Consider the following 23,078-nt stretch of genomic DNA (forward strand, 5'->3'; position numbering starts at 1 on the left):
AGCGGGTCGCGGAGGTGGTGCGGGTTCAGGACACGTTCGGCCGGTTCGGCGGCGAGGAGTTCGCGCTGCTGCTGCCGTGCACGCCGCTCGACGATGCGATGCGGGTCGCCGAGAAAATCCGCCACACCATCGGCGATACCCCGGTCGACGTGCAGGGCGTGAGCGTGCCGGTCACCGCGAGCGTCGGCGGCGCGGCGGCCCGCACGGGCGTGCCCGCCTACGAGGTGCTGATCAACGAAGCCGACGCGGCGCTGTACAGCGCGAAACGGCAGGGGCGCAACCGCTCGATCGCGTTCAGCTATGATCCATGCATCATCAATACTGCAGTCATAGATGACGTAGTTCATTCGTTTGTATAAGCTCAAAGCAAATGCACCTATCGAGCGTCTCAATCCGGAAGAAAAAATGGGATTTAGCATATTCGCTTTAGTTATTGCCCTGATTCTCTGTGCCCTAGGGCTAGTCATGAATCGCAATAGCCAAAGAAATCGCTGGCATGATAAAGATAGACATCGACGGCATTAATCGATCGATACCCTCGGAAGAAGGACCAAAGACATTTGTGTATGTTTGCATAGATGCTGGTAAGGAGCCGATCTGCCGAATGCCCCTCGCGACGAGGCAACGGCGCGAGCACTTGCGCTTCCTGTCAATACGTGATGTACTAGCGACGTTTACTGCTGGTCTCCAGCATCGACTTCGAGACCCTCTGGTTAGGTGTTACGTCAGTCTAGCCTGCGGCGTTTATTTAGATGTGTTCCGTGCGTCATGCGCTAGCATGACGGGAGAATGTATTTTATCTCGAACGGCTGACACGTCCTAATTGGATCTGTGCATTTTCTTCAAACACATAGTTGTCTCGCTAGCCCGCGTCTTCAGGCGTGCTAGCGGTAGCTATTCTCCAATCGTGTGAAGGCCACAATTCCAAGCCATTTTGGCCCTGTCACGGTCACGCGCTCTGTGGCCATATACTCCCTTCTCCCATCCTGCCCCTTCGGGTAGCAGGCCAGCAATGGCACCGCTCCCCCCACACCATTTCGGCGCCCACAGCCCCCACATCCTGCGGCTGGCAATTACTACTGCCGTCGCCGGCAACCATGAACGACACCATCGTTTCGTTATCCCGCTTGAAATGAAGGTATAGCCGCGCCCTGCGTGGTTCGCAACCTCAACGCCACCTTCTTCTCCGTTCGACTCATCGCACACGATCCTGCCCAGATCATTGTGCGCCCCTTGAAAGGACGCTGTTGCGTAAACACGCGCGCGCATCGCGTCGGGCCCCCTATGAGCGTTGTCAAGAGGTCAAACCGGCAGAGGAAACGATGGGTATTAAGGCAAAACTCGTTCATGAGGCATCGATCATCAGTCGACGCGCAGGAGGCAGTATCCGCAATCAAACCCAGCGCTACAAGCTTGCATCGACGTTTTTCGATTTTCTGCAAAAAAGACAGCAACTACCGAGGCGCATCAAGGAAATTGACGAGAAATTGCTCTTTCCATTCGTGGCGATGCATTTAGGAAAGGAAACTGGTATCGGACACCTGCACAATACGTTAGCTGCCATCCGAGTCATCCTGCGTCATGCGGGAGTCGACATCGAAGGCGTAAGCAACAAGGAACTAGGAGTTCCACACAGATCACGAATCGGAAAAAAGAGGCCCTACACTGCTGACGAACTCAAGATGCTATGGCCACGCGCACGGAGGAAAGACACCGGCTTCTATCACATCGTGCGCCTGCAGTATCTTCTTGGGCTTCGCAGCCAAGAAGCCTTAATGTGCGGGCCGAATCTCGGCGACTGGCTCGAGCGCTTGCAATCGCAACGAACCAACGCCTTGTTGCCTGTCACAAGGGGAGCAAAAAATGGCCGATACAGGGAAATCTCCGTATTGAAAGAGCGGGCAGAGGAAACTCGCTCCGCGGTAAGCGACGCTTATACCTACTGCGCTGACCGAAGCTTTCGATTCCTTTGCGCAACCGGGGATTTAAAAAAAGCGAGGATGCGCCTGATTACGCTTTATAGATGCACCGGAATGATTGGCGAATGCTCATCACATGCACTCCGATACACATATGCCTGCGAAAAAGCACTGGAATTACTTGATGAAGGTATAGATCATCAGAAGACTCTACGTCTCCTCAGCAGCTATCTAGGTCACGGTGATAGTCGATACCTCTGGATCAAATCAGTTTACTGCCGAAGCATCGCACATCGATTCTGTGCCCAAGGCAATAACAAGTCCCGTAGCGCCCAGCATCAACGTACCACGGCAAGCGACCCGCAAAACACGACTGCGAGTACGGCCAGTACTCACACAGGACATCGCATTGACCTGAGTTATCACCACACGGCGCCAAACTAGCGTGAGCGGCGAAAGACGAGCGGTATCAAGAAATTGGGCCCGTTGCATAGCTGCGCAACGCAGCAACGCCGTCCCGCTTTTGTCGATCAAACTGGACCGTCGAAGCAGGACGGGCGATCCATTGGGCAACACGCGAATTGCAACCGAATGATCAGCAACTCGACCGGACCCAATTCATGAAGAAATCCAACGAAGCGCCCTTTCGGAGATATCAAGTAATTGACGTCTTCGCTCGATTTGACAAACCCCCGGTTATTGGCCCCAGTTCGCATCGTTTGCTCATTGAGTCACGTATAAAAATAATGCTATGGCCCTATTTACGACTCCGCCCACGGACATGCTTTCTGGAGCGCAACAAATCTGCAAATTGATGAACAAAGTCAACCACCAATTCGCGCTCATCGTCACCGAGGCCCTGGAGTGACTCCGAGATGGTAGCTACCTGGTCATCGATGTACCGAGAACCACGCCTCAATAACTGGTCAACCGAACACCCCAAGGCGTCACTCAGTTGTTGCAGGCGATAGAGTGTCGGCACACGCGAACCGCGTTCCCAGCGACTAATCGCCTCCTGCTCCAAGTTAATCATTTCAGCCAACCCGGCCTGCGTCAGCCCACGAGCACGTCGTTGTTCGGCAATAGCCGAACCTACGCGAGTCGCAAGAACTGCGTCCTGAACATCGTCAACAGATGGACTGGATCGAGTAGGCATAGGACGTAATGATGGTATCTATTCCATTTCCGATGAACGCCCATATTGGAATTAAAGATTCCAATATGGTTGAATTTGCCAGTCACTTTGTCTATCCTTGAGGTGCGCCCTCACGACGTCCCGCTTGTTGATAGTCGCGGCGCCAACTCCGGCGGTGACTGCTCCTTGCGTGGTCGCCGAGCATCGGTACAGGTGATTCGCAAACACATGTCGAAAACAAACCCGCTTGTCAGATTCCAACGCTTTTTAACTGTGTATGAAAACTGCCGCACAGCAACTCTAGGACGTGCGTTGCAAACGCCCTCGTTCGCGACGCGCACGCTGGAGATCATTTGTAGCGCGCCAGGAATAACAAGGCGCGACCTGACCAGTATCCTCGACGAACCCTCGGGACAGGTCATGGGAGCATTGCGCGATCTCCAGCGCCTCAGATTCATCGAGATTTATGATGAACAGCAAGGCTGCGTACCAGAGGTCATCATCCCGATAAAAGGAAGAATATACGGCATCGATAGTTACCAGCAGCTCGTAGCTCGTATGGCAGAGGAGGCAGGAATCGCCTGGCAACTGGATATTCTTTTGTCGCGCTATCAGAAGGTTCTGGTGGAAGCACTAGTTGAGCTGCATGGCGGCGAACAAAGCGTAGATCACCAAGCGCAACATCGCGTGCTAGTTGGATTGTGATTGGATCTTGGTACGATTAGCCACGCTGTATTCGATCGTCGAGGAAAAACGAGAGTCGAGCCTCTGCGGACCTCATCACAGCGGCAATGATGACGCGAAAGTTGAGGACTACCCCCCAAAGTCAAGAGGCTTCTCGGCAACCGCATGGATCATTGAGCATCTGCGCCTACACGCGACGTGACTCGTGATCAAAGCTGCTCACTCGAATTGCGCGCAGGCGGCCTACGCCTGAACGGTCGGCGCAAACGCCGACCGGCTAATCAGGAAAGTGCTAGCGCAACCATTGGTGTGATGCTTTCAACACCAACATCGCGATGCACGCTGGCGGTCGCACCGTCGGCCCCTTCGCTGCGCCCCTCGCTGATCCTGAACACGGCCACTGCCTCCCGCAGCGCCTCCGCCTGCTCATCAAGCGACTTCGCCGCGGCCGCCGCTTCCTCGACGAGCGCGACGTTGTTCTGCGTCACCTCATCGATCTGCGCGATCGCCTGATTAACCTGCTCGATGCCCGAGCTCTGCTCGCGCGCCGCCGCTTCGATCTCGCCCATGATGCGCGTGACGCGTTCCACCGCCTGCATCGCGTCCTTCATCGTGCCGCCCGCCTGCACGACGAGCGATGCGCCCTGCTGGACCTGTGCCGCTGAATGCCCGAGCAGCTCCTTGATCTCCTTCGCCGCCGTCGCCGAGCGCTGCGCAAGACTGCGCACTTCGCTTGCGACCACCGCGAAGCCGCGCCCCTGCTCACCGGCACGCGCCGCTTCGACGGCCGCGTTCAGCGCCAGGATGTTGGTCTGGAACGCGATGCCTTCGATCATCCCCGTGATCTCCGTGACCTTGCGCGACGATTCGGTGATGCCGTCCATCGTCTGCGTCACGCGCTGCACGACCTCGCCGCCACGCGTGACCGTCTCGAGCGCGCCGCGAGCGAGGCGGTTCGCCTCCTTCGCGTTGTCGGCGTTCTGCTTCACCGTCGACGACAGTTCCTCGATGCTCGCCGCCGTTCGCTCGAGCGCCGCTGCCTGCTGCTCCGTGCGGCGCGACAGATCGAGGTTACCCGCCGCGATCTCCTTCACGCCGTGCGCGATCGCACTTGAGCTGCCGCGCACTTTGGCGACCGTGTCCACGAGACCATCGCGCATCCGCGTCAGCGCGCCGAGCAGCTGTCCCATCTCGTTGCGCGAACGCTCGCCGACCACGATCGTCAGATCGCCGGCCGCGATGTGTTCGAAATGCGAGATCGTCTGCTTCACCGGACGGATCAACGCGACCGACAGCGCCATGCGCGCGGCTACGCCGATCACGATCGCCAGTGCGCCGATGCCCGCGAACAGCATGACCGACATCCGGAAGCGCTGTTCGACGTCGTCGGCGCCGCGGCGCTGGTTCTCCATCTGCAGACGCTCGAGCGAATCGATCGCTTTCGCATAGATCTTGTAGTAGCGATCCGCGGTCTCGCCCTGGATCGTGCGGAACGTGTTGAAATCGTTGTCGATGAGCGCCTTGTGCTCGGGCTCGATCGCCTGATCGACCAGCGCGGCGCGCGCCTGCGATACCGCCTGCGCGAGCTTGCGCTCGTCGTCGCTCGCGAACGGACCCGCTGCATACGCGCGAAAATCGTTGTTCGAGTCGACCAGCACCTTGTGCGCGGCGGCCAGCAGACCGTCCGTCTCCTTGCCGACGCTGAAGAGCGTCTCGTAGCTGCCGAGCGAGAGCCGCACCTGCAGCAGTTTCTCCGAGCTGGCCTTCAGCGACGCGAGCCCAGCCGAACTGCGCTGCAGTTCGCGCAGACCGTCGCTGGTGTGCTTCAGCGCGCCGTAACCGACCCCGATCACCGTCAGAAGAAACGCAACGAAGATGCAGATGATCAGGGTCAACCCTCCGCGGATGGTGACGTTATTGAGCATGATGGTTCCGTCCGTTCTCGATGGCGTGTGCGGGCCCGCCGGCACGGCGTCCCTCAGCAGGATATCGGCGCCGGCACGATGCCGATGGATAGGGGATATCCATGAGACAGCCACAGCCGGCGCGGCCTGCCGCACCTGGCACCCGGCGGAACCGACAGGATTCGTTTGTATAATCATGCGTTTGCTTTCTGGCCGGCCACTCTATGCTTAGCTTTGCGCTCGGATTCATCGTTTCGCTGGTGGTCACGCTGCTGATCGTGCGCTATGCGCATCTGCACGAAAAGTTTTCGACCGACACCGATCTGGCCGGCGTACAAAAATTCCACGTACGGCCGGTGCCGCGTATCGGCGGTACGGGGATACTCGTCGGGCTTGTCGTGTCGGCCGTGCAGTTGCATCGCGCCTATCCGGCCGTGTCCGGCGGGATTCTCGGGCTGATCGCGTGCGGCATGCCCGCGTTCGCATCGGGCCTCGCGGAAGACCTGACGAAGCGCGTGTCGCCGCTCGCGCGGCTCATCTGCACGATGGGCGCCGCGGCCCTCGCTTACTTCGTGCTCGGCATCGCGGTGACGCGTATCAGCGTGCCGCCGCTCGATTTCCTGCTCACGTATGCGGTCATTTCGTGCACGGTAACCGTGCTCGCGGTCGCGGCGCTGGCCAATGCGATCAACATCATCGACGGCTTCAACGGGCTCGCGTCGATGGTCGCGTTCATGATGTTCGCGTCGCTTGCCTACGTGGCGTTCCAGGTGTCCGATCCGATCGTGCTGTCCGCGTCGCTGATCATGATGGGGGCCGTGATGGGCTTCTTCATCTGGAACTTCCCTGCGGGGCTGATCTTTCTCGGCGACGGCGGCGCCTACTTCATCGGCTTCATGCTGGCCGAACTGTCGATCATGCTGGTGATGCGCAATCGCGACGTGTCGGCGTGGTACCCGGTGCTGCTGTTCATGTACCCGATCTTCGAGACGTGCTTCTCGATCTACCGGAAGAAGTTTATCCGCGGGATGTCGCCGGGCATCCCCGACGGCGTGCACCTGCACATGCTGGTCTATAAGAGGTTGATGCGCTGGGCGGTGGGCGTGCGGACCGCGCGCGAACTGACGCGGCGCAATTCGCTGACGTCACCGTATTTGTGGCTGCTTTGTCTGATCGCCGTGGTTCCGGCGACGCTGTTCTGGCGGCATACGGTGCATCTGTTTTGTTTTGTGGTGGTGTTTGCGGCGACTTATGTGTGGCTTTATGTGAGTATTGTGCGGTTTAAGTCGCCGCGGTGGTTGGTGGTGAGGAAGGGGCGGGAGTGACGTAGACGTGCAAGCGTTTCCGCTGCAGTCACCCCAGCACTCAGCGGGCAGCGAGTCCCGTTCCTGTCGATACGCTTTGGAGTGCAGGTGACAGCGTAGGCTGATACTCCGGCACCCAGCGCCGCAGATCACGCCGCACTTCGTCGTCAGCAGGTACCCGATGCTGCATCAACCAAGGCAGTAACTCGTCCAGCAGATTGTCCGCCACACCTCGAGCCTGTGCGATCCGGAGTTTGGGGTGCGGGGTACGCGTCGTCGTCTCGTCGTCGGCGAGCAACTCCTCGTACAGTTTCTCGCCTGGCCTCAAGCCGGTAAACACGATCCGGATCTGTTCTTCCGCAAACCCGTAGAGCCTGATCAAGTCTCGAGCGAGGTCGACGATTTTCACGGGCTCGCCCATATCGAGAATAAAGATCTCTCCACCCTGCCCCATGCTCGATGCCTGCAACACAAGTTGCGAGGCTTCCGGGATAGTCATGAAGAACCGGGTAATCTCGGGATGCGTGACCGTGACAGGCCCACCCTTCGCGATCTGCTGCTGGAATTTGGGAATCACGCTCCCTGCGCTACCCAGCACATTGCCGAAACGAACAGTCTCGAACTGAGTACGAGCGCTGGTTTGCTGCAACGCCTGACAGGCCATCTCAGCCAGACGTTTACTCGCGCCCATCACGTTCGTGGGATTCACCGCCTTGTCCGTCGAGATCAGCACAAAGTGTCTGACGTTATGACGAATCGCGGCGCGCGCTACGCGGTAGGTACCCAGCACGTTATTGCGCACCGCCTGCCACGCATTCTGCTCTTCCATCAACGGTACGTGCTTATAGGCAGCCGCGTGAAAGAGAATATGCGGTGTGTGACGCGACAACACCTGGTCGAGCAACAGCGAATCCTTGGCATCGCCGATGACGGGAATCACCGACACGCCCGGGAAACGCTCGTGCAACTCCTCCGTGAGCCGATACATTGCGTACTCGGAAAGATCGAACGCGATCAACTGCGCGGGCTCAAAACGCAGGATCTGACGGCACAGTTCGGAACCGATCGAACCACCGGCTCCGGTCACCATCACCACGCGATTGTGCAGAAGCGCCTCGACATGCGGCGTATCGATTTTCACCGGATCGCGACCCAGCAAATCTTCCAGGTCGATGTGCCGCACACGGGACAGAAACGCTTGCCCCTGCGTCAGCGTGGTCAATGCCGGTAGCACCATGGCCCGGACGCCTGCGCGCACGCACAGCGTCGCTACGCGCCGTTGCGCTTCGACGGTAGCAGAGGGGATCGCGATGATTGCGTATTCGGTCTTCATCGATTCCGCGAGTAGCGGAAGATCGCTGATGGGCCCCAAAACCTTATAGCCATAAATCTCGCGACCATGCTTGGCCACATCGTCATCCAGCAGACCGACGAGCCGCCATTCGCTCGAACGCGAGAGCTCCCTGGCAAGACTCGCACCGGCTCTACCCGCTCCCAGAACAATGACCGGTTTGCCCTGCGCAACCAGGCCACCGTACAGATAGAACTCTTTGGCCGCACGATAAAGTGCCCGCGAACCGCCCATTGCAAGAAAAAGGAGCAGCGGGGATACGACCAGTACAGAACGGGGGACGATTGGGTTCGGTTGGACCATTAACAACACGACCATGGCGATCAGCGCGCCCGACACAACGGCCTTGGAAATCCGCATCAGGTCCGGCAAGCTCGCGAATACCCACATGCCGCGATATAGACCGTAGATACGAAACATCACGGCGTAGACGGGCAGCACCCATAGAAGCGAATGCATCGCTCCCATACGGAATTCGATGGGCACTGCGCCGTTGAAACGGATGACATACGCTATCAACCATGCAGCCGCAACGGCACAGAGGTCGAAAAGGAAAGCGCTGAAAGACAGCCACGAGGCTCTGGATCGAATCATCAGCGTCATACCTCGGAGTGTTCGGACTGCATTGACTGGAAACGACGCCAGCGGACATCGACTGCTACGCCCATCAGACATAAAACGACGAGCCACATCGCGACCACACCCCACTGAACTGTGGAAGGACGCCCCAGCGCATAAATAGCAAGCATTATGCCAATCATCATTACGACATACCAGACGCATGCGGTCCCTGCGTGACCGATGCCGGATCGAACCATGCGTTGATAGTAATGCTCCCGATGCGCTTGCCAAAACTTCTCACCACGAAGCAAGCGCCTCGTAAGAGTGATCGACGCATCCGTAATAAATGGTGAGAAAACCAGCATTGGAAACCAGATCGGCCAGACGTTGCGAAGCCAACCCCAGTAACCCAATGCGCCGGCTAGAAAGCCCGCGGATATGGATCCCGCATCGCCGAGGAAAATGCGCGCAGGGTGGAAATTGAATAATAGAAAACCGAGTGCAGCTCCCGCCACCGCTGCCGCGGCCAACGCTAGTTCTGGAAGCGGGTGCGTACTGACCAGAGCGGCAATGGCATAACCTGAAAAACCGAACAGCGTCATACCACCGGCAAGTCCGTCCGCGCCGTCCATAAAGTTGTAAAGATTGACCAACCAGACCATCAAAAATGACAACGCGGCCAGTAACCACCACGGAACCGCCGCCGGATAGAGCGCCACCAGCCCCACCACCGCGATCAGGTGCGCAGCGAAACGCACGCGGGCGGGAAGCCCGCGACGATCGTCGATCTGCGAGACCGCTCCGAGAAACGCGGTAGCCGCGGCCGCGAACCACAGGCTCGGTGCAACCAGCACGATGGCCACGACCGAGACCGGCACCATGCCCCATCCCCCCACCCGTGGAGTGGGACGGCTATGCAATGAGCGATCGTTCGGAATGTCGGTTGCGAGACGCCAGGCCAAGCCTGTCTTCAGCAAAATCGATAGCACCAGAGCACAGGCACAGCCCGCTCCTAGCGCTGCAAGCGTTGCGTCGAGCAGTGGAACAGTCGCGACAGGCGCTCCAGTGGCCATGAACAATCTCAATGTATTGACCGGTACCAGCGAGCCGTTTCTGCAAGCCCATCGTCGGTCGAATACGGCGGCTGCCAGCCCAGCACGGTGGCAATCCGGCCCGTGTCGACCTGCAAACTCCCAATCAACCGGTCGATCTGCGATGAACGATGAGTCAGCCGGCCGGCGGTGCGCATCAAGCTCACGGGCACCGGCAGCAATCTAACCGGCTTCTGCAAATGCCTGGCGAGCATCCGAGCCAGTTCCGCCACCGTCCAATCGACGCTATCGGCAACATGAAAACACTGGCGGGTCGCGCGCGGATCAGTCGCGCAGCGCATCAGGGCATCAGCCAGGTTATCCACATACACAATACTGCGCTTCGCGCGCACTGCGGCGATCGGCAACGGCACGCCCTTCCATACTGCATCCAGGAGTCGCAAAAAATTCGCGCGGACTTCCGGACCATATACCAGCGGCGGACGGACGATCACAACGTCGAGACCTGTCTCGTTTCCGTAGCGAATCAGAGCTCGCTCCGCTTCCAGCTTCGAACGGCCATACGCATCCTGTGGCAATGGTGAATCATCCTCACGAAGCGGACGTCCCACGTCGATTTCGGCCACGGCCTTGATGCTGCTGACGAACACCATGCGTCGTGCCCCGTTCAGATGAGCCGCTTCAGCAATGCGCAAGGCGCCTTCGACGTTGGTCGCGCGGAACGACGCATCCGGGTCGGCCGCAACGTCATGCAGCATGTGGACGCGGGCCGCCAGATGCACCACACAGTCCGGCTGCAGCGTATGTGGCCATGCACGGCGAAGACCCTCGAAGTCTTTGCTGTCGTCCACCCACTCCTGCACCCCGCTTGCGCAAGCGCCTGCGTGACGCACCAAACCCGTCACAGCGTGGCCGTTTTCGACCAGCGTGCGACTCAGTGCACGCCCTACGAATCCGTTGGCACCGGTCACAAGGATATGGCTCATAACCATTTCCATCCGAACCGGTTAAAAAACTTGTATGCCGACGCGAGGAACATCCTGATATGCGCGGCTCCCTTGCGGGCAGCTCCGCCGCCGTGATGCCTGACGCGCACGACGGGTGCATAGACTACTCGTGCGACGTCATGAGTGCGCAGGCTCAGATCATAGTCCTCGAAGTAGAGAAAATAACGGGCATCGAAGCCCTCCAGTTTCGTGAGCACGCGCGTCCGAAACAGCATGAAGCAACCGCTGACGATCGGCGGATCCCATATCGTGTCGCGATCGTTAATGACGTCCTGCATTTCATACCGTGCGAGACGACGCGCGAAGAACCGACGCACACCAGCCGGCAGAAATCCCCGGACAAACAGGTCCAGCAGTGTCGGATAGCGGCGGCACAGGTACTGCAAGCCGCCCTTCTCGTCGCCGATGCGCGGGCTTATCAATCCCACGTCCGGGTGCGAATCGAATAAATCCAGCGCTCGTACGAGCGCGTCGCGATCGAGGTCGATGTCTGGGTTAAGCACCAGATGATAACGATGCCCGGTCTGTGCGATCGCCAGATTGTGCCCGCGCCCATAACCTACATTGCCGTGCCCCGTCACGATCGAACACGTGATGTCGTGAGCACGCAAATCCTGAAGCGCAGCATCGATATCGGGTAAATCACCGTTATCGATCAGGTAGAGCTCGACTGAAAATGCGGGATGCAAGGCGCGCAACGCATCGCATGCGGCGCTGAAACTGGCGAGCGTGCTCATCAGTCGAGCCACGTCCGGCCGATAAACGACTATGGAAACAGACAAACCCTCGATTTCGGACCGCGGCACGGCGATAACAATCATGTGATTAGGATGGCGTGCCTTATGAGGGCACTTTGCGTTGCGAGACCGCAACAAGACGGGAGTGTGCTCAAAAATCGGGCGTTCGGCAACCGGGCTTGCCCTTTGTTACGGCTCGTACATCTCGTTAATTTGCTCCACCGTTCGCGTCCTGCAACTTGTCTCGCAAAATCAGTGACTTCCGCGTGTAAGGTGTTGTGCGGTTAATCATGAAATAGTAAAGTAGCGCCGCCCAGCCGCTTCTCACCTTTCCGAACGCCGCAGTGCCCCGGCCTGGCTCGCGGCGGAGCGTCGCTCATTGTTACCGCCCTCAGGGCTGACCGAATGCGCAGCAGACCCCTCGTCGTCGATCTCGATGGCACCTTGATTCGCTCGGACGTTCTGATCGAATCTGGATTTGCCTTCCTGAAAGCGGCACCACACCGCTTCTATGAGCCGCTGCTATGGCTCGCACAGGAAGGCAAGCCTGGATTGAAGGCGCGCCTCGCCAATGCGACACATGTAGACGTTACCGTACTGCCTTATGACGCCACGGTTCTCGAATGGCTGAAGGCGGAGCGCAAGGCCGGACGCACGCTGGTGCTGGCCACAGCAAGCCATGAACGTTATGCGCAAGCCATTGCTGCGCACCTCGGTCTGTTCGATCGGACCTTCGCCACGCACGACAGCGTGAACCTGTCCGCGCACAACAAGCGCGAGGCACTCGTGGCCGAGTACGGAGAAAAGGGCTTCGACTACGCGGGAAACTCACATGACGACGTTGTCGTCTGGCAGTCCGCTGAACGCGCCTATGTGGTTAATCCCAGTAACGGTGTCGAGCGCGCAGCGCACAAGATCGGCAACGTCGAGCGGGTAATCGAGTCGCGGCCGCCCACGCTGAAAATATGGGCAAAATCACTACGACTGCATCAATGGTTAAAGAATCTACTGATCTTCGTGCCCTTACTGGCCGGGCACCGGTTGTCGCACCCCGATCTTGCCATCGCCGCGCTGCTGGCGTTTCTCGCGTTTGGTCTTTGCGCTTCCAGCGTGTACCTTCTTAACGATCTGCTCGACCTCGAAGACGACCGTCATCATCCGGTCAAGCGCAGGCGACCGCTCGCATCAGGTGCGTTGCCGCTTACGTGGGGAATCGCACTGTTCCCTGCTCTGCTCGTAAGCGCATTTGCTATTGCCTGGGCGTTGCTACCGTGGCGCTTTTCGGCCGTGTTGCTCGGGTACTACACGCTGACGCTTGCCTACTCGATATTCCTCAAGCGCCAGGTGATGGTGGACGTAGTCGTGCTGGCTCTGCTCTACACGATACGGATCATCGCAGGAACCGCGGCCGTTGCAACGCACCTGACGTTCTGGTTGCTGGCTTTCTCGATGTTTATTTTCCTGAGTCTCGCTCTCGTCAAACGCTACGCCGAACTGCATTTGATGAAAGAACGCGGCCTTATGAAAACGCGCGGGCGCGGTTACGTTGCGAGCGATCTGCCGCTGATCTCGTCGCTCGGTACCGCATCAGGCTATCTGGCGGTACTTGTGCTGGCGCTGTACATCCAGGACGCCAAGACTGCCGGTCTGTATCGTCACCCGCAAGTCATATGGCTCGCTTGCCCCCTACTGCTCTACTGGGTCAGTCGAACCTGGATGATTGCTCACCGCGGCCTGATGCACGATGATCCAATCGTCTTTGCTGCTCGGGACCGCGTCAGCCTTTTCACCGTCGCGCTGTGCGGTGCGGTTTTCTGGGCGGCCACCTAGGCAATGAGTACAGTGCTGTCGTGGGGACGCTACCCAAACGCGCCACAGGAAGTACATACCATTGCGTGGCGGGACGCGGTGCCCGCCGTGTGGCTGAATACAATCCGCGAGCACCAGACGACATTGGCATTCGGCAACGGCCGCAGCTACGGCGATAGTTGCCTCGCCGCGTCGGGTCATGTATTGCAGACGTTGCCACTCGATCGTCTGATCGCTGCGGACTGGCAAAACGGTTTGCTGCGCGCCGAGCCGGGCATTACGCTTGGTCAGATTCTCGACGTCGCCATTCCTCGCGGCTGGATGCTACCCGTCACTCCGGGCACCAAGTACGCAACGCTAGGCGGTGCGATCGCCAACGACGTTCATGGGAAAAATCATCACGTGCGCGGTACCTTTGGCCGGCACGTGCGGCGCTTTGCGTTGCTTCGCAGCGATGGCACCCAATTCGAATGTGCCCCCGACGAGCATGAGGAATTCTTCTCGGCGACCATAGGCGGGCTCGGACTCACCGGGCTTATTCTGTGGGCGGAAATCCAGTTGATACCGATCCGGTCAAGCAGGATCGATGTGACCAGCATCCGCTTCGCCAATCTCGACGAGTTCTTCGCATTGTCGGAAGAGCTTGACCCGCTGCACGAATACAGCGTCGCCTGGGTGGACTGCCAGAGCAGCGGTGCACAGCTTGGACGCGGCATCTTCATGGTGGGTGACCACGCGGCTGACGGACCGCTCGAGGTGGTGAAGCGCAAGAAACGCACCGTTCCGTTCACGCTGCCCGTGCCGGTATTTAATCGCGCGACTTTGAGTGTCTTCAACGAACTCTACTATCGCCGACAGCAACGTACGAGAGCGCAGGCGCAGGTCAGCTACGACGCCTATTTCTATCCGCTCGACAGTCTGCTGGAATGGAACCGGATCTACGGCAGGGCGGGCTTTCAGCAATACCAATGCGTAGTACCTCCGAGCGTGGCGCGCGACGCAACGCGCGCGATTCTCGATGCAATCGCCCGCAGCGGGACCGGTTCGTTTCTTGCAGTATTGAAACGGTGCGGCGATTTGCGCTCACCTGGACTACTCTCGTTTCCACGCGAAGGCACGTCCCTCGCACTCGATTTCCCGCAGCGCGATGCGCTGAATGCGAGGCTCTTCTCGCAGCTCGACGCAATCGTGCGTGAAGCAGGGGGCCGCATCTATCCCGCGAAGGATGCGCATATGTCGGGTGCCGACTTTCGCGCGGCATACCCTCAATGGCAACAACTTGAAGCGCTGCGCGACCCGGCCATGCTTTCGCGCTTCTGGGAACGGACGACTCAAACATGAAAAATATTCTTATCGTCGGCGCTACATCGGCGATCGCCATTGCATGCGCCCGCCAATGGGCAACGCAAGGTGCGCGTTTTTTTCTCGTAGCCCGCAACGGTGAACGGCTCGAGCAGGTCGCGTCAGATCTGACTACTCGCGGCGCACAGCTCGCCGCGAGTTACCAGCTCGATATAGACCAGCTCGATCAGCACGCCGCCATGCTGCAGCGTTGCACAAGCGAGCTGGGCCCGCTGGACGTCGTACTGATCGCACCCGGAACTTTGCCCGATCAGATCGCCTGCCAGGCAGACCCTGCGGTTGCGGTGCGTGAATTCAACACGAATGCCGTTTCAGTGATTGCTCTGCTGACGCCGATCGCCAACGCGCTCGAGGCGCAAAAGCACGGCACGCTGGCGGTGATCTCGTCGGTGGCGGGCGATCGCGGACGACCGTCGAACTATCTTTACGGTAGTGCGAAGGCTGCGCTGTCCGCGTTCTGCGAAGGACTGAATGCACGGCTCTTTAAGGCCGGCGTACATGTATTGACGATCAAACCGGGGTTTGTCGCCACGCCAATGACCACGGGCTTGCCGTTGCCTGGGCCGCTTGTTGCGACCGCAGACAAGGTGGGAAGCGATATTGTCCATGCCGTCGAGAAGCGCAAGGACGTGCTTTATACGCCGTGGTTCTGGTCGATCATCATGCTGATTATTCGATCTGTACCAAGGTTGATGTTCAAGCGTGCGTCTTTGTGAGGTGGGTGAATGTCAGCGAATAGTATATAGACCGTCTGGAATTACGTCGTCTTCCTCCTGGGTGCAATTACGGCGGCTACGACGATCATTGCTGTGTGGCGTAATTTTTCGCCACTTGCCGTAACGAACGAAAAGACAATGCTCGCATCCCCCAAAAGTTCGCCATAGCAAGCAGACGATCGATGGACTACCTAGCTCGATGGGATGTGTTGAGCCAGCCTGTATCATGCAACGATACAGAATTGCAGAAGCACACCACTATTCGCCGAACAAACATATGGAACCGACTCGCATTCTTCTTCCTGGTGGTGCCGGCCTGGTCGGCCAGAATCTTGTCGCGCGGCTGAAAGCGCGTGGATACCGCAACCTCGTAGTTCTAGACAAGCACAAGGCCAATCTCGACGTATTACGTCGAGTGCATCCGGATGTGACAGCGGTCTACGCCGATCTCGCCGAGCCAGGCGAGTGGGCACAATACTTCGACGGTGCCGATCTCGTCGTCATGCTTCAGGCTCAGATAGGCGCGCCAACCCTCGAACCGTTTACCCGCAACAACATTGTCTCGACGCGCAATGTACTCGACGTAATCAAGCGCTATCAGATTCCCTATACCGTGCACATCAGTTCGTCGGTCGTGAATTCGGTCGGTGAGGATTTCTACACAGAAACCAAGCGCGAACAAGAGGAAATCGTACTTGCGTCTGGCATCGAATGCGTTGTGCTACGGCCCACGTTAATGTTTGGCTGGTTCGATCGCAAGCATCTAGGCTGGCTGTCACGCTTCATGCATCGCGTGCCGGTATTCCCTATTCCCGGTAGTGGCCGCTACATGCGCCAGCCGCTGTATGTGGGCGACTTCTGCAATGTGATCATCAGCTGCATCGAGTCGCGCATCAAGGGGCAGGCATTCAACATCACGGGACTCGAGCATGTCGACTATATCGACATCATCAGGCAAATCAAGCGTGCCACGCATGCACGCTGCGCGATTGTTCGCATCCCCTACAGCCTCTTCTATGTGCTGCTGAAAATCTATGCGTTGTTCGACAAGAACCCGCCGTTTACCGCCGATCAACTCAACGCCTTGACGGCGGGTGACGAGTTTGAAGTGATCGACTGGGAGGGTATCTTCAAGATACACGCCACTCCCTTTGCAAGCGCAATGGACGAAACTTTCAACGATCCAACCTATAGCCATATCGCGCTCGAATTTTGAGTGGACAAAATCCATGAGCACAGAACGTATTGCGGTTTTAGGAGCAGGCCCGATGGGTCTTGGCGCGGCTTACCAACTCGTCAAGGATGGGCGCAAACCCATCATTTTCGAAGCGGACGATCGCGTCGGCGGAATGGCTGCCTGTTTCGACTTCAGTGGCCTTTCGATCGAACGCTACTACCACTTTCATGCGATCTCGGATCATGCATTCTTTGAAGTACTGCGTGAACTTGGCATCGAAGAAAAGATGCAGTGGCGCGAAACCAAGATGGGTTACTTTTACCAGGGTCGTGTGCAGCCATGGGGCAACCCGATGGCGCTACTGAAATTCAAGGGACTTAGCCTGCAGGCGAAATTCCGCTATGGGTTGCATGCATTTCTCTCCACCAAACGCAACAACTGGAAACCCCTCGATCATGTAGAGGCGACCGGCTGGATCCGCCGCTGGATCGGCGAGGAGGCGTGGGAAGTGCTGTGGCGTCGATTGTTCGACTACAAGTTCTACGACTATGCGTACAACCTCTCCGCGGCATGGATCTGGAGCCGCATCCGTCGCATCGGCCGCTCGCGCTACAACCTCTTCCACGAAAAACTCGGCTATCTCGAGGGTGGTTCCGATACTCTCCTCGAAGGCATGCGCCGTTACATCGAGGCGAACGGCGGGGAATTCAGGCTCGGCACGCCCGCGCAGAAGGTAGTGATCGAAAACGGCAAGGTGACAGGGATCGAGGCCGGTGGCCAGGTGTTGCCGTTTGACAAAGTCATCAGCACGATCCCACTGCCCTACGTACCGCGCGTTATACCCGATTTGCCGCAGAACATCCTGGACGCGTTCCGCAGCGTAAAAAACGTCGCCGTCGTTTGCGTCATTGCAAAGCTAAAGAAACCGGTCACCGAAAACTTCTGGCTCAATACAAACGATCCCGAAATGGATATCCCAGGCATCGTGGAGTACACCAACCTGCGACCGCTGGATCATCACATCGTCTATGTGCCGTTCTACATCCCAGGCGAGCATCCGAAGTATCAAGAGGCAGATTCGGTGTTCGTCGATAAAGTGAAGCGCTACCTGACGAAGATCAACCCGGAACTGAAACCAGATGACTTCATTGATGTGCGCGCGAGCCGGTACCGGTTTGCACAGCCGATCTGCGAACCGGGCTTTCTGGACCGTCTGCCGCCGATTCAATTGCCAATCGACGGCCTGCTCGTCGCCGATACGTCATATTACTATCCAGAGGATCGCGGAATTTCCGAGAGCCTCGGGCTGTCGCGAAAGATGGCAAAGATGATATGACGCGAGTTCACACAGCAGTCAAGAGCGCCTTTGTCTCAAGAAGCTTCCTGCTGTTTCTGTTGACTGGCGGGTTTGCGGCAGCGGTCAACTGGAGTAGCCGGATTCTCTACAACATCTGGATGCCTTACTCGGCAGCCATTGTCGTCGCCTATATCACGGGGATGATTACGGCGTTCGTGCTCGCGAAACTGTTTGTGTTTACGAACAGCAAGCAATCGACTGGGAAGTCCGTATTTTTCTTCACGCTGGTAAACGTGGTAGCTGTATTGCAGACGTGGGCCGTGAGTATCGGACTCGCGTATCACCTTCTTCCGCGATTCGGGATCAGTTGGCACGCGCAAGATATCGCGCATGCGATTGGAGTTGTTGTTCCTGTATTTACCAGCTACGTGGGGCACAAGCGCTGGAGTTTTAAGCACTAGGGAGCGCCTTCATAAAACGCTCTGTCGACGCGCTAGCAAGCGACGACCCGTTCTGTCAACGCCTCACGATTGAGCAGGTCGCAGACGCGCAAGCTCAACGAAGCGTTCGGATCGGCTTGCATGCCAATCCGCATACTCCATGACCGTCGCGCATCAGTTCTTTCGCGAGATAGCGGTCGGTGAAGCCGTCTGCGCCGGTAATGAAAATTGCCTATATCAGAACGAGGTGCCAGCCTGGTTTCGGCGGATGTCCGCCTCGACCATCATCTGGCACAACTGTTCGAGAGTAGTCCTGGGCTCCCAGCCTAGCTCGTTACGCGCCTTGGCCGGATCACCAATTAGCAGATCAACCTCGGCAGGCCGGTGAAACTTGGGATTGATCCGGACAATCGTTTTACCGGACTTGGAGTCGACCCCGACTTCCTTATCGTCTTGCCCCTGCCACGCAATATCGAAGCCTGCCGCACGACCCGCCATCGTGACAAAGTCGCGGACAGTTTCGGTACGGTTGGTTGCCAGCACATAGGTATCGGGCTTACTGGCCTGAAGCATGCGCCACATGCCTTCAACATATTCTTTTGCGAAGCCCCAGTCTCGCTTTGCATCAAGGTTGCCCAGTTCGAGCAAATCAAGCTTGCCCAGACGAATCCTCGCAAGACTATCGGTAATCTTGCGCGTCACGAATTCCCTTCCGCGCAGCGGCGACTCGTGATTGAACAAAATGCCGCTACAGCCGAAAATGTTATAGCTTTCGCGGTAGTTAACAGTCATCCAGTGCGCGTAGAGTTTCGCCACACCGTACGGACTCCGCGGATAGAATGGCGTGCTTTCAATTTGAGGAACTGCCTGCACCTTCCCGAACATTTCAGAAGTACTCGCCTGATAGAAGCGAATCTCCGGGTTGACGATACGAATCGCCTCAAGAAGGTTCAACGCTCCGACGCCAGTAATCGAAGCGGTGGTGACAGGTTGATCAAACGACACGCCGACAAAACTCTGGGCCGCCAGGTTATAAATTTCTGTGGCCTTCGTTGTCTGAAGTAAACGAATGCCAGAACCGAGATCAGTCAGATCGTGTTCGACGAGATGCAGATCCGGATGGTCTGCCACCCCGACTTCCTCGATCCGCCAAAAATTCACGGAGCTGGTCCGCCGATAGGTGCCATATACTTCATAGCCCTTATCGAGGAGTAGTTGCGCCAAATAAGCGCCGTCTTGGCCAGTGATGCCAGTGATGATCGCAACGGTCATTTGCTATCCGGTTGAGTGATGTATCAATACTTCGCCGCTAACTTCCGATACCCATCGACTCAAGCTGTCACGGACAAAATCGGAAAACGGCCACTTCAGAACGATCAAGGTTGCACGCGAAATTGAGTTGAGACGTTTGCTTGCGGTCCCAAGCCACATTGGTGACCCCGTCGTATGAGAACCGATGTCGCTTCTGCCACCGCTATGCACGCTCGCGAATTCTACAAACTCAGCGACGAAACCGTAGCAAGCGGGGAGTTCCTCAGATGCGATGCGCTTTCCTAGCTTCGTCCACACACTTGCGACTACTAGTTTTTTGACGAGTAGCATCCATTCTTCGGCCCATAGCGAGACACTATACCATCATCCCCCCACCACGGAAGCGCAGCGTTGGCCGCAAACGTACGGCCCTTGCGGCTCCGCGGGTCAGGAAGCCCCCTGACCCGCCGCCCTCAACTCGAGTTCAGTCAAGACTCGCCGCATTGCATCCGGATTCGCATCATGCGTTGTTACCGTGATCCACAGGAATCCTGCTCAGCCCTGAAGAATTCGAACAAAATTTCCTTCTGTGCCGCTGCTTTCGAAACACCGGGCCGCCGCTAAACATCTCGATTTGTCGACGTCGACGATCGAGTCTTTCCTAGCGTTACAATGGCAATTGCTGTCACAGCATGCACCGATACTCCTACGGACACGGAACGCCTGTTGTCTTCCGCCCCCCAGAGGTCGTAGCACTATATGTGCCTAAGGCGACACCCGGCGACCGAGGTCAGGAATTCCGTTAAAATCGTTGATTGCATGCCATCCTAGTCCAACATTTTCGAGCAATCCCATGAAGATCATTCCCGTCATCATTTGTGGAGGCGCGGGGACCCGACTGTGGCCAGTGTCCCGCGAAGCCTTTCCGAAGCCGTTGCTGAAGCTGGCGGACGGGCAAAGCTTGTTGCAGAAAACGTTTCTGCGAGCGTCACGTATAGCGAACGCAGATGAAGTCGTGATCGTTACGAATCGCGAGACCTATTTCCTCACGAAGGACGAATGCGTCGAGGTGGAAACTGATGTCGCGCAGCTAGGGTTCATTCTGGAACCCACAGCTCGTAATACCGCTGCGGCAATAGCGGTAGCTGCAGAGGTCGTACGCCAGCAGCACGGTCCGGACGCCATCATGTTGGTGATGCCGGCCGATCAATTGATCGAAGATGAAGCCGCCTTTGGCGAAGCCGTGCAGCACGCCGTGGGTTCCGCACAGGAAGGTCGGCTCGTCACGTTCGGGATTCGCCCGACCGGTCCGGAAACCGGCTACGGCTACATTGAATTCGAAGCGCAGCCGCTGCCAGGCGCGCAAGCTGTCCACAAGGTCGTGCGCTTCGTCGAAAAGCCTGAGCTGGAGGTTGCCAAAGAACTGGTGGCAGACGGCCGCCACCTATGGAACGCCGGCATGTTCTGCTTTACTGCCGAGACCATGCTGGCCGAGCTGGCGCTTCATGTACCGGGCGTTGCAGAACCGTCACTCAGTGCGGTGAACGAAGCCAAACGAAGCACGTCTGACGACGGCTACGCGATCGAACTCGACAACACGCAATTCAGCAAGTCTGAGAACATCTCCATCGACTATGCGGTCATGGAACGCTCAGATAACGTGAACGTTGTGCCGTGCGACATGGGCTGGAGCGACATCGGCTCGTGGCAATCGATCAGCGAATTGACGCTACCAGATGAGCGCGGTAACAGGATTCATGGTGAAGCCGAGTTGCACGACGTTGATAACTGCTTCGTCCGCAGCGACGGTCGGCTGATCGGGATGGTCGGGGTCCAGGACGTGATCGTGGTGGATACGGCGGATGCATTGCTGATCGCTGCCCGCGACCGCGCGCAGGATGTGAAGCAGATCGTCGCGAAGCTCAAGAGTGCGAATCACGACGCGTACCGCCTGCACCGTACCGTGCATCGCCCGTGGGGCACATATACCGTGCTTGAGGAAGGTGACCGCTTCAAGATGAAGCGCATCGTCGTGAAGCCGGGCGCATCACTATCGCTGCAGATGCACCATCACCGTAGCGAGCACTGGATCGTGGTGAGTGGCTGCGCGGACATTGTCAACGGCGATCAGCTCATTTCACTGCAACCCAACGAGTCGACCTATATCCCTGCCGGCCACAAGCACCGTCTGATCAATCCAGGCGTGATGAATCTGGTCTTGATCGAGGTCCAGTGCGGCGAGTACCTCGGTGAAGACGATATCGTCCGATTCGAAGATATCTACGGGCGCGCACCGGCCGCCTGAGTTACGAAAGGGCACGCTTTGTGTCCTCAAAACGGAAATGCGGCTGGTGGTACATTAGTCCAACGTCAGGATTTTCATACTCTAGTAGGGGTACAACACCTCCTTCGAGCGCCATCGTCACTGCCTGGGCTCGCCCGCAGCTATCGTCCGACATCCCCCGATCATCGCCGATGCACTGCAGTACCGCATCGATAGCGGCACCACCAACATCATCCAGGCATCATTGCCGTTGCCCTCGGTGACATTGATCGAGCAGCAGCCGTTCTGCGTCAAGAGCACGAACACAGACACAACGGCGTTCACGTCGACAGGATGTGGTCGCGGCATCGCCAGTGGCGTGGGAGACATCGGAAATAGGTTCGGGGCAATGCTGCTCGCGACGGTGCAGACGCGCTACTACATAGCAACGTGCAGTGTCGGCTGCGTATTTCGGCGAACGTGATCAGCGATTTCGGTTGAACGTGATCAGTGGTTCCGGAGGATGGTGATCACTCGTTTCGGTCGAAGGTGATCGCTGATCACCGGTTTCCGAAACGAGTGATCATCTTGCCGAAACAGGTGATCACGTTCCCGGAATGAGTGATCACCGAACCGAAACAGGTGATCACGCGCCCGAAACGCGAACGCGATTCTGGCACGGCGGTGGTGTTGCGCATGTCATCAACGACGGGCGTTAGCCTTGTCCCTTTTTAAGGGAGACAGGCTGATGCCGGCACCTCGGATGAGCATGCGCAAATTGAAAGAAGTCCTGCGGCTGAAGTGGGCGTGCGGCCTGTCGCACCGCCAGATCAGCCGGGCGATCGGTATCAGCGTCGGCGCCATCTCGGCCTACGCGGCGCGAGCCAGCACGGCAGGACTTGACTGGGCGGTCGTCGAGCCGCTCGCCGATGACGAGCTCGAAACCAGGCTGAATCTGTCAGTCGATGAGGCGGCGCCGGCGCGTAAGCGGCTCGCGACGGCCGTTGCCGATCTCGCGCACGCGTGAGGCATGATGAGAGTCTCGATGGTGAGGGGGAGATCACGTGAGATCGTGTCCATGATCGATCATGGACACGATCGATCTGGAC

18 protein-coding genes and 1 pseudogene are annotated in these 23,078 nt (G+C 57.8%); 12 read left to right on the forward strand and 7 right to left on the reverse strand.

Annotation, left to right across the window (positions count from 1 at the left end):
- On the forward strand, positions 1-359 hold a 359-nt coding region (locus tag ACREXZ_RS29930), incomplete at its 5' end, for a GGDEF domain-containing protein (RefSeq protein WP_431767755.1).
- Positions 360-1,322: 963 nt separating this feature from the next.
- Positions 1,323-2,363, forward strand: coding sequence for an integrase domain-containing protein (locus ACREXZ_RS29935; protein WP_431767756.1), 1,041 nt, complete (start codon positions 1,323-1,325; stop codon positions 2,361-2,363).
- Positions 2,364-2,676: 313 nt separating this feature from the next.
- Here ACREXZ_RS29935 and ACREXZ_RS29940 read toward each other — a convergent pair whose 3' ends face one another.
- Positions 2,677-3,075, reverse strand: a complete 399-nt coding sequence (locus tag ACREXZ_RS29940; RefSeq protein ID WP_431767757.1) for a helix-turn-helix domain-containing protein — start codon at positions 3,073-3,075, stop codon at positions 2,677-2,679.
- A gap of 207 nt (positions 3,076-3,282) precedes the next feature.
- Here ACREXZ_RS29940 and ACREXZ_RS29945 point away from each other — a divergent pair, with 207 nt between their 5' ends.
- Complete coding sequence (locus ACREXZ_RS29945; protein ID WP_431767758.1) at positions 3,283-3,759, forward strand: hypothetical protein; 477 nt, start codon at positions 3,283-3,285, stop codon at positions 3,757-3,759.
- 260 nt (positions 3,760-4,019) lie between these two features.
- Here ACREXZ_RS29945 and ACREXZ_RS29950 read toward each other — a convergent pair whose 3' ends face one another.
- Positions 4,020-5,663 (reverse strand): methyl-accepting chemotaxis protein, encoded by a 1,644-nt coding sequence (locus ACREXZ_RS29950; RefSeq protein ID WP_431767759.1) that lies wholly within the window; start codon positions 5,661-5,663, stop codon positions 4,020-4,022.
- Between the two features lie 203 nt (positions 5,664-5,866).
- Here ACREXZ_RS29950 and ACREXZ_RS29955 point away from each other — a divergent pair, with 203 nt between their 5' ends.
- Positions 5,867-6,967 carry an MraY family glycosyltransferase gene (locus ACREXZ_RS29955; protein WP_431767760.1) on the forward strand — a complete coding sequence of 367 codons (1,101 nt, stop codon included), beginning with the start codon at positions 5,867-5,869 and terminating at the stop codon, positions 6,965-6,967.
- Between the two features lie 40 nt (positions 6,968-7,007).
- Here the strand turns inward: ACREXZ_RS29955 and ACREXZ_RS29960 are convergent, their stop codons facing one another.
- From ACREXZ_RS29960 to ACREXZ_RS29975, 4 genes are read right to left on the reverse strand one after another with little or no spacing between them, the layout of a single operon-like run.
- Entirely contained in the window at positions 7,008-8,891 is a 1,884-nt protein-coding gene (locus tag ACREXZ_RS29960) for a polysaccharide biosynthesis protein (protein WP_431767772.1), read from the reverse strand.
- 5 nt (positions 8,892-8,896) lie between these two features.
- Entirely contained in the window at positions 8,897-9,931 is a 1,035-nt protein-coding gene (locus ACREXZ_RS29965) for an MraY family glycosyltransferase (RefSeq protein WP_431767761.1), read from the reverse strand.
- Between the two features lie 8 nt (positions 9,932-9,939).
- Positions 9,940-10,896 carry a UDP-glucose 4-epimerase family protein gene (locus tag ACREXZ_RS29970; RefSeq protein WP_431767762.1) on the reverse strand — a complete coding sequence of 319 codons (957 nt, stop codon included), beginning with the start codon at positions 10,894-10,896 and terminating at the stop codon, positions 9,940-9,942.
- The gene (locus ACREXZ_RS29975) at positions 10,893-11,738 is read right to left on the reverse strand and encodes a glycosyltransferase (protein WP_431767763.1); all 846 of its coding nucleotides are present in this window, start codon (positions 11,736-11,738) and stop codon (positions 10,893-10,895) included. Before ACREXZ_RS29975 ends, ACREXZ_RS29970 begins: the two co-directional genes overlap by 4 nt.
- A gap of 321 nt (positions 11,739-12,059) precedes the next feature.
- Between ACREXZ_RS29975 and ACREXZ_RS29980 the strand changes: the two genes are divergently transcribed.
- From ACREXZ_RS29980 to ACREXZ_RS30005, 6 genes are all read left to right on the forward strand, one after another.
- Positions 12,060-13,484 (forward strand): UbiA family prenyltransferase, encoded by a 1,425-nt coding sequence (locus tag ACREXZ_RS29980; RefSeq protein WP_431767764.1) that lies wholly within the window; start codon positions 12,060-12,062, stop codon positions 13,482-13,484.
- 3 nt (positions 13,485-13,487) lie between these two features.
- Positions 13,488-14,804 (forward strand): FAD-binding oxidoreductase, encoded by a 1,317-nt coding sequence (locus ACREXZ_RS29985; RefSeq protein WP_431767765.1) that lies wholly within the window; start codon positions 13,488-13,490, stop codon positions 14,802-14,804.
- Complete coding sequence (locus tag ACREXZ_RS29990; RefSeq protein ID WP_431767766.1) at positions 14,801-15,541, forward strand: SDR family oxidoreductase; 741 nt, start codon at positions 14,801-14,803, stop codon at positions 15,539-15,541. Before ACREXZ_RS29985 ends, ACREXZ_RS29990 begins: the two co-directional genes overlap by 4 nt.
- Positions 15,542-15,818: 277 nt before the next feature.
- Positions 15,819-16,757 (forward strand): NAD-dependent epimerase/dehydratase family protein, encoded by a 939-nt coding sequence (locus tag ACREXZ_RS29995; protein WP_431767767.1) that lies wholly within the window; start codon positions 15,819-15,821, stop codon positions 16,755-16,757.
- A 13-nt stretch (positions 16,758-16,770) separates the two neighbouring features.
- The gene (locus ACREXZ_RS30000) at positions 16,771-18,054 is read left to right on the forward strand and encodes an NAD(P)/FAD-dependent oxidoreductase (RefSeq protein ID WP_431767768.1); all 1,284 of its coding nucleotides are present in this window, start codon (positions 16,771-16,773) and stop codon (positions 18,052-18,054) included.
- Positions 18,051-18,476: a GtrA family protein gene (locus ACREXZ_RS30005; RefSeq protein WP_431767769.1), complete on the forward strand. Its 426-nt coding sequence runs from the start codon at positions 18,051-18,053 to the stop codon at positions 18,474-18,476. The genes ACREXZ_RS30000 and ACREXZ_RS30005 overlap by 4 nt, the downstream gene beginning before the upstream one ends.
- A 216-nt stretch (positions 18,477-18,692) precedes the next feature.
- On the opposite strand, the gene gmd is transcribed toward ACREXZ_RS30005, so the two are convergent.
- A complete protein-coding gene (gmd, locus tag ACREXZ_RS30010) occupies positions 18,693-19,727 on the reverse strand; it encodes a GDP-mannose 4,6-dehydratase (protein ID WP_431767770.1) in 1,035 nt (344 codons plus the stop codon).
- A gap of 832 nt (positions 19,728-20,559) precedes the next feature.
- On the opposite strand from gmd, the gene ACREXZ_RS30015 reads away from it, so the two are divergent.
- On the forward strand, positions 20,560-22,011 hold the full coding sequence (locus tag ACREXZ_RS30015) for a mannose-1-phosphate guanylyltransferase/mannose-6-phosphate isomerase (RefSeq protein ID WP_431767771.1): 1,452 nt from the start codon (positions 20,560-20,562) through the stop codon (positions 22,009-22,011).
- Positions 22,012-22,717: 706 nt separating this feature from the next.
- A pseudogene (locus ACREXZ_RS30020) lies at positions 22,718-22,957 on the forward strand (IS21 family transposase); the annotation flags it as partial.
- Positions 22,958-23,078: the final 121 nt, after the last annotated feature.

This window comes from Paraburkholderia sp., from assembly GCF_050742655.1.
Lineage (GTDB): Bacteria > Pseudomonadota > Gammaproteobacteria > Burkholderiales > Burkholderiaceae > Paraburkholderia.

What these genes read in the sequence shown, in the direction of transcription:
- ACREXZ_RS29945 (WP_431767758.1), top strand. Translation starts at nt 3,283, where the DNA reads ATGTCGAAAACAAACCCGCTTGTCAGATTCCAACGCTTTTTAACTGTG.
- ACREXZ_RS29970 (WP_431767762.1), bottom strand. Translation starts at nt 10,896, where the DNA reads ATGAGCCATATCCTTGTGACCGGTGCCAACGGATTCGTAGGGCGTGCA.
- ACREXZ_RS29950 (WP_431767759.1), bottom strand. Translation starts at nt 5,663, where the DNA reads ATGCTCAATAACGTCACCATCCGCGGAGGGTTGACCCTGATCATCTGC.
- gmd (WP_431767770.1), bottom strand. Translation starts at nt 19,727, where the DNA reads ATGACCGTTGCGATCATCACTGGCATCACTGGCCAAGACGGCGCTTAT.
- ACREXZ_RS30015 (WP_431767771.1), top strand. Translation starts at nt 20,560, where the DNA reads ATGAAGATCATTCCCGTCATCATTTGTGGAGGCGCGGGGACCCGACTG.
- ACREXZ_RS29955 (WP_431767760.1), top strand. Translation starts at nt 5,867, where the DNA reads ATGCTTAGCTTTGCGCTCGGATTCATCGTTTCGCTGGTGGTCACGCTG.
- ACREXZ_RS29995 (WP_431767767.1), top strand. Translation starts at nt 15,819, where the DNA reads ATGGAACCGACTCGCATTCTTCTTCCTGGTGGTGCCGGCCTGGTCGGC.
- ACREXZ_RS30000 (WP_431767768.1), top strand. Translation starts at nt 16,771, where the DNA reads ATGAGCACAGAACGTATTGCGGTTTTAGGAGCAGGCCCGATGGGTCTT.
- ACREXZ_RS29985 (WP_431767765.1), top strand. Translation starts at nt 13,488, where the DNA reads ATGAGTACAGTGCTGTCGTGGGGACGCTACCCAAACGCGCCACAGGAA.
- ACREXZ_RS29960 (WP_431767772.1), bottom strand. Translation starts at nt 8,891, where the DNA reads ATGATTCGATCCAGAGCCTCGTGGCTGTCTTTCAGCGCTTTCCTTTTC.
- ACREXZ_RS30005 (WP_431767769.1), top strand. Translation starts at nt 18,051, where the DNA reads ATGACGCGAGTTCACACAGCAGTCAAGAGCGCCTTTGTCTCAAGAAGC.
- ACREXZ_RS29940 (WP_431767757.1), bottom strand. Translation starts at nt 3,075, where the DNA reads ATGCCTACTCGATCCAGTCCATCTGTTGACGATGTTCAGGACGCAGTT.
- ACREXZ_RS29935 (WP_431767756.1), top strand. Translation starts at nt 1,323, where the DNA reads ATGGGTATTAAGGCAAAACTCGTTCATGAGGCATCGATCATCAGTCGA.
- ACREXZ_RS29965 (WP_431767761.1), bottom strand. Translation starts at nt 9,931, where the DNA reads ATGGCCACTGGAGCGCCTGTCGCGACTGTTCCACTGCTCGACGCAACG.
- ACREXZ_RS29975 (WP_431767763.1), bottom strand. Translation starts at nt 11,738, where the DNA reads ATGATTGTTATCGCCGTGCCGCGGTCCGAAATCGAGGGTTTGTCTGTT.
- ACREXZ_RS29990 (WP_431767766.1), top strand. Translation starts at nt 14,801, where the DNA reads ATGAAAAATATTCTTATCGTCGGCGCTACATCGGCGATCGCCATTGCA.
- ACREXZ_RS29980 (WP_431767764.1), top strand. Translation starts at nt 12,060, where the DNA reads ATGCGCAGCAGACCCCTCGTCGTCGATCTCGATGGCACCTTGATTCGC.